Source organism: Kitasatospora sp. NPDC054768 (assembly GCF_053612025.1).
On sequence record NZ_JBSHBN010000134.1, the window covers coordinates 1 to 7,606 of the forward strand.

The following is a 7,606-nucleotide window of genomic DNA, read 5'->3' on the forward strand; positions in this document are numbered from 1 at the left end:
GCGCCGGGCGGGCCCCGTCGCTGCCGCCGGCAACTCGGCGGCGCCGCGCAGCCGGCGCCAGGTGCGGCCGACGGAGGCGAGTCCGGTGCGTCCGTCGGCGGGTGCGCCGGACTCCCAGGTGCGGGCGGCCGCAGCGAGGGTCTCCACGGTCTCGGTCGGCGCCGCCGGCGCCTGGGTGGTGCCGGTCCGGGCGGCGCGGGCGGCGCGCAGGAGGTCCGCCGGCCCGAGCGCGTCGAGCCTCGCCCGGGCGTGGTCGAGCAGAGCGGCGCAGGCGTCGGTGATCGCGGCCTCGCCGAGCGGACGGGCAGGCAGGCCGAGGCCCTCGGCCAACTGCCCTTCCAGGGCGGTGCGCAGGTCCTGCACGGAGAGGTCGCGGACGGTCAGCGACAGATGGGCGGACAGCCCCCCGGCGCCGACCGCCCGGTGCGCGAAGCCGCGCGGGATGTAGAGCACGCCGCCGGGTTCGAGCACGCCGTGCAGGCGCAGCGGGGAGCGCTCGTCCTCCGGGAGCTCGCCGAGCCGCCAGTCCGCCGCCGTCGGCGCGTCGTGGACGTACCAGGTCTTGCGCCCGGCGGCCTGGAGGACGAACACGTCGGCGTCGTCGCGGTGCACCGCGAGGCCCTGGCCGCCGGCCGGGGTGACGAAGAAGAAGGCCTCCACCCGCCGGTCGAGCTCCTCGGACAGCCGCGCCACCAGCTCGCCGGTCGGGCGGTGCCACTGGTCGACGCAGCGCAGCAGCAGCGTCGCCCCGCGGTGCAGCTGGGCGAGCACCTTCGCGCGGTCCGCGAAGCCGTGGTGCGTCGTGCCGTTGACGGTGCGCGAGGTGGTGAAGGCCTCGGGCGGGATGGTCACCTTGTCGGAGCGGACCATCTCCAGGTAGGGCGTGCGCAGCAGCCCGCCGTCGAAGGCGGCGTCCAGTTCGTCGAGGTCGAACGGCGCGGCCGGCGCCTCCGGGGCCTTCCGGGGGAAGAGCGCGGGCTCGCGCTGCCACTGGCGGGCGGTGAAGCCGTCGACGTCGCCGACCCAGTCGGCCAGTGTGGGCGATTCCATGGTGTGTCCCGTGGTGTCAGGGGTGTTCGGTGGCGCCGGGATGCCGGGATGCCGGGATGCCGGGATGCCGGGACGTCAGGCTTCGACCCGCGCCTCGAACCGTACGGAGAGCAGGGAGCGCAGCGGCACCTGCGCGTCCTGCTGCGGGCTGCGGACGACCAGCCGGTTGTCCAGGGCCGTGGTCAGCAGCTGCTCGGCCAGCGGCACGATCAGGTGCTTGGCCCAGCAGCGGGCGCCCTCGAAGCCGAAGGGCATGAACCCGGGCGTCTTCTCCGGGTCCGTGACGCCGTCCCAGCGCTCGGGGCGGAACTCCAGCGGGTCGGACCAGTAGTCCGGGTGGCGGTGCATCAGCAGCGGGAAGAGCGCGACGTCGTCCTCGGGCCGGATCTCGGGGTGGAGTTCGGTGTACGCCGCGCCGCCGTTGCGGTACAGCATCCAGGCGGGCGGCAGCAGGCGCAGCGTCTCCCAGAGGACATTGGTGAGGTCGGCGCGGTGCTCCGGCCGTCCCCGTTCCGGTCCCATCAGCCACAGGGCGTTGCCGGTCAGCGCGGCCACGCCGTCGCAGAGGGTGGCCGTCGCCCGCCGGTACATCGCGACGGCCTGCTTGCGCTCCAGCGGGTCGTCGGCGTCGCGGATCAGCCCGGCGAGTGCGGTGCGGCCGTCCTGGTCGGCGGAGCCGGGCCAGCGGGTCACGGCGCGGTCGACGAGCCGGGAGAGGGTGTCGGAGCGGGTGACGCCGCGCTTCCACAGCAGCGAGACCGGCAGCGGGTCGGCGGAGAACAGCCAGCGGCGCAGGTAGGAGGTGCCGGCGTAGGGCCAGGAGCCGGACATGCCGCGCGCCGGCGGCGGGGGCTTGCGGATGCCCGCCATGGCGTCCTGCCCCAGTGCGCGGATGGTGCGCGTCGCGCTGTCGTGGGGGATGTCGGAGCCGGCGGCGGGCTTGTAGACCGAGCGCTCGTTGGAAAGGACGGGGCGGGCCGCGACGATTTCGGCCATCAGTCGGGAGTCCGAGACGCCGACCTTCGCCGGGTCGATCCGGAACACCTTCTCGTCCCTGGCCAGTAGCTCCTGAATCCTCGGGGCGAACACGATGGAATGGCTGCGCGCGGTTGCCGTCGCCATTTCTTCCACGGGAATCCGGCCTCCAATGCGAAATGGCTGGTCAGTGCGTTCGGTACGGCGCGCGGGGGAATCCCGGACGCGCCGTGGCGCCGGCGGGGGCACGGCCGACCCGGGCCCCCGCCAGCGGCTGGCCACGTTAGATAACGTGCAGCACCCACGCGTGGTTCGCGAGGTCGTCGTTCTTCTTGAACTTCTTGACGAGCGCCTTGACCATCTTCATGACTAACTCTCCATTCCGGGGATTGGTGGGTGCGGCGATAATGCCGAACCCGAGCCATCAGAACTATTCGACATTCCGTTGCCGGAGGCCGAACCGGTTGATCTGTTCATGGACACTAACCGAAACTTCGCCGTCCGGACACCCCCTCGACAGAGGAATATGCGATCTCTTACGGGGTGTTGACGATCTATTCGATGGTCGAATCGTTATAACCCGTGGATATTCGCGGCGGGGGAGGGGGACGGGAACGCGGAAGGGCCCCGCGAAGCCGCGGGGCCCTTCCGCGCGTACGGTGCGCGCGTACGGTGCGTACGGCGCCTGTGACGCGGTCGGTCAGTTGTAGGTCGTGGTGACGGTCACGCCGCCGAAGCCCTGCTGGGCGTAGAGGCTGAAGAAGACGTAACCGGCCGGCGGGTTGGTGATGGTCAGGGTCTCACCGTTGCCACTGGTGGTGGACTTGGCCGTGTAGGAGCCGGTGGTGGCCCAGGAGCCGGCGTTGTAGTAGAGGTCGGCGTTGCCGGTGCCCCCGCTGGTGGTGATGGTCAGCTGCTTCACGCCGGCCGGCAGGGTCAGGAAGCTGTAGCTGTAGTTCCCGGTGGTGGCGGCCACGTTGTCGCGGCGGCAGTTCTTGTCGAACTGCCGGGCGTCGGCGGCGGTGCACAGGGGGGCCTGGTTGGTGGGCAGCGATCCGCAGTTGTCGGCGCCGCACTGCTTGAGCCAGGTGGCGAAGTCGGCGTCGTACGAGGTGCCGATGGTGGTCTTCAGCAGGGTGCGGGCGCCGTTCCAGTCGCCGGCGCGGTACTTGGCGAGCAGCGCGTCGACGTCCTGCGGGTGCGACTGGAGCATGTAGCGGACCGCCAGGTAGCCCCAGTTGTAGACGCGGGTGGAGTCCGCGTTGTCGTAGGTGGTGTCGAACAGGGTGCTCAGGGTGTAGGTGCCCTTGGCGGCCTGGGCGACCGCGGCGTCGTAGTGCTCGCCGCGGTAGCTGTAGGAGACGTACTCGGCGAGGCCCTCGACCCACCAGATGGTCGGGGTGGTCATGCCGGCCTCGAAGTCGCCGTACATGTCGTAGCGGCCGTCGAGGTAGTGGGTGTACTCGTGGTTGAGGTTCCAGATCTGGAACTGGGGGCGCAGCCAGGAGGCCTCGTGGGCGATGAAGCGGGCCTGGTTGCCGGCCTTGGCCGGGTCGCCCTCCTCGTACATGCCGCCGTTGTCGACCTCGATCTTGTACATCTCCCACGCGTACAGGCTGTAGTTGTAGTAGTCGTCGAAGGCGACGACCTCAAGGCTGGTGTTGTTGTCGTTGGCGACCGGGCCGCCGTCCTTGACGATCTTGTGGAAGAACGCGTCCTGGTTGATCAGGCTGGCGCAGGTGTCGGCGAGCTGCTGCGCGGTCATGTCCTGGGCGCGGATGCGCAGGTTGGCGTTGCAGGTGTGGTCGACGGTGAGGACCAGCGGGACCAGCTTGGCCGGGATGTCACAGGTGCCGTAGAGGGAACAGTTGCCCACGTCCTTCTTCTCCGCGAACCAGAGCAGGTTCATGGTGAGCGGACCGGTGTTGCCGACCAGCGGGTAGCGGTTGATCAGATCCTTGAGGATCGGCCGGCCCTGGGCGCGCAGCGCGTCGTTGGCCACCAGGTTGCCGAGCTGGATGCCGATCTTGGTGACCAGGTCGCCGCCGTTGATCAGGTTGCTGTTGCGGGTGACGAAGGACGCCGCGGTGGTGGCGAAGGACGGGTCGGCCTGGAGGGCGGCGACGAACTCCGGCAGGTCGAAGCCGCGCTCGATGACGGTCTCGGTGTTGGCGACGGCGGTGGTCATCGCCGCGGGCCAGCTGCCGGTGTAGTCGTTCAGCAGCCGCTTGACGACGCCGGTGTAGCGGGCGTTCTCCTGGGCGCTGTCGATCAGGGTGACGGCCTCGGCGAGGGTGTCGCCGTTGGCGTCGGTGACGTCCTTGCTGTGCGGGGCGGCGTAGAAGGCGTCGAGCGCGCCGCGGATGGCGTTCTTGAGACCGTCGCCGTACGGGCCCACGACGTCCTTGTTGTTCCACTGCACGTAGTAGCCGGCGCGCAGGAAGAGCACCAGCTGCCCGGCGGAGGTGGAGTTGTCACCGGGGTAGGTGGCGGCGGTGTCGCGCAGGGCGTTGGCCACGGTGACCATCTGGGCCTCGTTGAAGGCGCCCTTGGCGTCGTTGCCGGCCAGCTGGAACAGCGTGTTGACGCAGTCGAGGCCGGACGACTTGACCTGCTGGACCAGCGCGGCACCGGACTTGCCGGTGAAGGCGGAGACGTCGCAGGCGGCCGCGGCCGAGAACTGCCGGGCCGACTTGCCGGCGCCGACGGAGCTGCCCGCCGTCGGGGCGGTGGCCTTGGCCCGCGGGTCCGAGGCGAGCGGGCGGGCGTCCTCGGGGGTGTCCGGGGACTTGGGCACGGGGATCGTGCGCGGCGCGGCCTTCCCGGCCGAGGAGGCGGGTGCGGCCGGGCTCCCGGCCGGCGCGGAGCCGGGGGTGCCGGCGGCCTGGGCGGCCGGCGCGAACAGGCCGAGCGAGAGGAGAAGGGCGGTGCCGAGCGCGGGCAGTCTGCGCGCGGCGTCCTTCGCTATCGAGGAGGGACGCATCTGTGGGGGCCTCCGGGGCCGTTGAGGGTGGGGGAGCCGTGCTGCGTGGGGCGCACGGGCCTTGCTGTGTGACATGTAAAATGGCACAACGGAGAACGCGGAGGGAAGCCCCGGGAAAGGATTACCGGGCGGCGAGACCGAAACGTTGTCAGGTCCGCCCCGGGTGCCGGGTCCGTGGAGGTTCCGGACCCGACCGGGAGTCGCGCGCGGGCCGGGGGCCGTACGGGCGTCGGGCCCGCATCACCCGCCGGGGGCCCGGTGTCGCCGCCGCCCCGCCGCGGTCACCCACCCTCTTCGGCCGGCGCGCTGAACGGCGGCCATTGTGCCCGACGGGGTGTGAGGAATAAGCAGGAGCCCATGCTTCGTTCTTGCAACTGATACGCAATAGTGTTGTCCCGGCACGATCACCACCGTTCAACCCGCCGAAAGGGGCCGTGTCCTGATGGGCACCTACACGCTTCCCGACCTGCCGTACGACTACTCCGCGCTGGAGCGGGCGATGTCGGCCGAGATCCTGGAGCTGCACCACTCCAAGCACCACGCCGCGTACGTCAAGGGCGCCAACGACACCCTCGACCAGCTGGCCGAGGCCCGCGACAAGGAGCAGTTCGGCGGCCTGGTCGGCCTGCAGAAGACCTTCGCGTTCCACCTGTCGGGCCACGTGCTGCACTCGCTGTTCTGGCAGAACCTCTCGCCCGAGGGCGGCGACCGCCCCGAGGGCGAACTGGCCGACGCCATCACCGAGCACTTCGGCAGCTTCGAGGCCTTCAAGAAGCAGCTCACCACCGCCACCACCGGCGTGCAGGGCTCCGGCTGGGGCATCCTGTCCTGGGAGCCGCTCGGTCAGCGCCTGATCGTCGAGCAGGTCTACGACCACCACGGCAACGTCGGCCAGAACACCACCCCGCTGCTCGCCTTCGACGCCTGGGAGCACGCCTACTACCTGCAGTACCGCAACGTCCGCCCGGACTACGTCACCCGCCTGTGGGACGTCGTCAACTGGCAGGACGTCTCGGACCGCTTCGCGGCCGTCAAGAGCGCCTGACCCGCAGCGGGTGAGGGAAGGCCCCGGACCGGTCGGGCGGTCCGGGGCCTTCCCCTTGCGCCCCAAGGGGCCGCCCGTGCGGGCGGGTCGCCGTCGGAGACGGCCGACGGACCGATGGATGCACCGATCCGCTCGCTCGATTCAACCCGGCGTTCGCCCACGGGTCGCATACGGTCCGTATGCTCGGGCCACTGTCGGTGACCGGCGGTCGACGGCCGCCCGGCCCGTCCGCTCCTGAGCGAAAGGCCGTGCGATGGCCCCCCGTCTCTCCCTCGTCGTCCCGATCTACAACGTCGAGCGCTACCTCGGGGAGTGCCTGGACTCGATCGCGGCCCAGACGTTCGAGGACTTCGAGTGCGTCCTGGTCGACGACGGCTCGACCGACGACGGCCCCGCCATCGCCGAGGAGTACGCCGAACGGGACCCGCGCTTCCGACTGGTCCGGCAGCGGAACCAGGGCCTCGGCGCCGCCCGCAACACCGGCTGGCGCCACCTCACCCCCGGCACCGAGTACCTGGCCTTCGTCGACAGCGACGACACCCTGCCGCCGCACGCCTACCAGCTGATGATCGGCACCCTCGACGAGACCGGCTCCGACTTCGCCGCCGGCAACGCGCTGCGCCTGCGCACCACCGGCCTCAGCCCCTCGCACGGCCACCGCCGCCCGTTCCGCGAGACCCGGCTGCGCACCCACGTCGGCGAACTGCCCGCGCTCGTCACCGACCGCACCGCCTGGAACAAGGTCTACCGGCGCACCTTCTTCGACGGCGCCGGCCTGCTCTACCCCGAGGGCATCCTGTACGAGGACGCCCCGGTCAGCGTGCCCCACCACTTCCTCGCCGAACGCGTCGACGTGCTCGCCGACCCGATCTACCACTGGCGGGTGCGCGAGGACGGCGACCTCTCCATCACCCAGAAGAAGACCGACCCGCGCGGCCTGGTCGACCGCGTCCGCTCGATGGAACTCGTCCGCGAATGGCTGCTCGCCCGCCCCGAGCCGGCCTTCGCCGACCACCTGCGCGCCTACGACCGCAACTGCCTGGTCGAGGAGATCCCGATGTTCTTCTGGACCGTCCCCGACGGCGACCGCGCCTACCGCGCCGCCTACCAGCAGCACGTCACCCGCCTCCTGCGGGCCATCGGCCCCGAGGCGCAGAGCGGCCTCAGCCCCCAACTCCGCCTCAAGTACCGTCTCACCCAGGCCGACTCCATGCCCGCCTTCGTCGCCGTCCAGCGCGCCCACCGCCTCGCCCGCCGCACCCGCCAGGCCGTCCGCCGGGGCTGAGCGGGACTTGTCTGCGACACGACGGCACGGCCTCCTTCGCGTTGCTCATTCGCGCAGTGTTGACGGGCGCGTACTCCTGACAGCCGGGCCGCTCGGCCCGGACCGAGCCTCCGGGCCGAGCCCGGACTCTCCGGAGAACACGGAGCGCGGTGCCCCACGGACAGGTGGGGGCCCCCCCTCCGGCGGGCACAGGGCCGTAACCAAGGCCCCCCCGTGGCCCGGGGGTGGAGCCCGGCGGGGTGGCCCCCCGGCGGGTCGGGAAATCCCA

5 protein-coding genes are annotated in these 7,606 nt (G+C 71.3%); 2 read left to right on the plus strand and 3 right to left on the minus strand.

Going from position 1 to position 7,606, the window contains the following annotated elements; genetic code table 11:
- The 3 genes from ACWGKU_RS30555 to ACWGKU_RS30565 form a co-directional block, all read right to left on the minus strand.
- A partial coding sequence (locus ACWGKU_RS30555) for a JmjC domain-containing protein (protein ID WP_452191645.1) occupies positions 1-1,050 on the minus strand: 1,050 nt, incomplete at its 3' end.
- Between the two features lie 75 nt (positions 1,051-1,125).
- Complete coding sequence (locus ACWGKU_RS30560; protein ID WP_401049790.1) at positions 1,126-2,172, minus strand: cytochrome P450; 1,047 nt, start codon at positions 2,170-2,172, stop codon at positions 1,126-1,128.
- A gap of 553 nt (positions 2,173-2,725) precedes the next feature.
- Positions 2,726-5,008, minus strand: coding sequence for a M9 family metallopeptidase (locus tag ACWGKU_RS30565; protein ID WP_452180535.1), 2,283 nt, complete (start codon positions 5,006-5,008; stop codon positions 2,726-2,728).
- 442 nt (positions 5,009-5,450) lie between these two features.
- Between ACWGKU_RS30565 and ACWGKU_RS30570 the strand changes: the two genes are divergently transcribed.
- Together ACWGKU_RS30570 and ACWGKU_RS30575 are read left to right on the plus strand one after the other, a co-directional pair.
- Positions 5,451-6,053: a superoxide dismutase gene (locus ACWGKU_RS30570; protein WP_387751659.1), complete on the plus strand. Its 603-nt coding sequence runs from the start codon at positions 5,451-5,453 to the stop codon at positions 6,051-6,053.
- 253 nt (positions 6,054-6,306) lie between these two features.
- Complete coding sequence (locus ACWGKU_RS30575) at positions 6,307-7,338, plus strand: glycosyltransferase family 2 protein (RefSeq protein WP_452180534.1); 1,032 nt, start codon at positions 6,307-6,309, stop codon at positions 7,336-7,338.
- Positions 7,339-7,606 lie beyond the last annotated feature (268 nt).

Excerpts from the sequence above, each read along its gene's own strand:
- ACWGKU_RS30560 (WP_401049790.1), bottom strand. The coding sequence starts at position 2,172 with ATGGCGACGGCAACCGCGCGCAGCCATTCCATCGTGTTCGCCCCGAGG.
- ACWGKU_RS30565 (WP_452180535.1), bottom strand. The coding sequence starts at position 5,008 with ATGCGTCCCTCCTCGATAGCGAAGGACGCCGCGCGCAGACTGCCCGCG.
- ACWGKU_RS30570 (WP_387751659.1), top strand. The coding sequence starts at position 5,451 with ATGGGCACCTACACGCTTCCCGACCTGCCGTACGACTACTCCGCGCTG.
- ACWGKU_RS30575 (WP_452180534.1), top strand. The coding sequence starts at position 6,307 with ATGGCCCCCCGTCTCTCCCTCGTCGTCCCGATCTACAACGTCGAGCGC.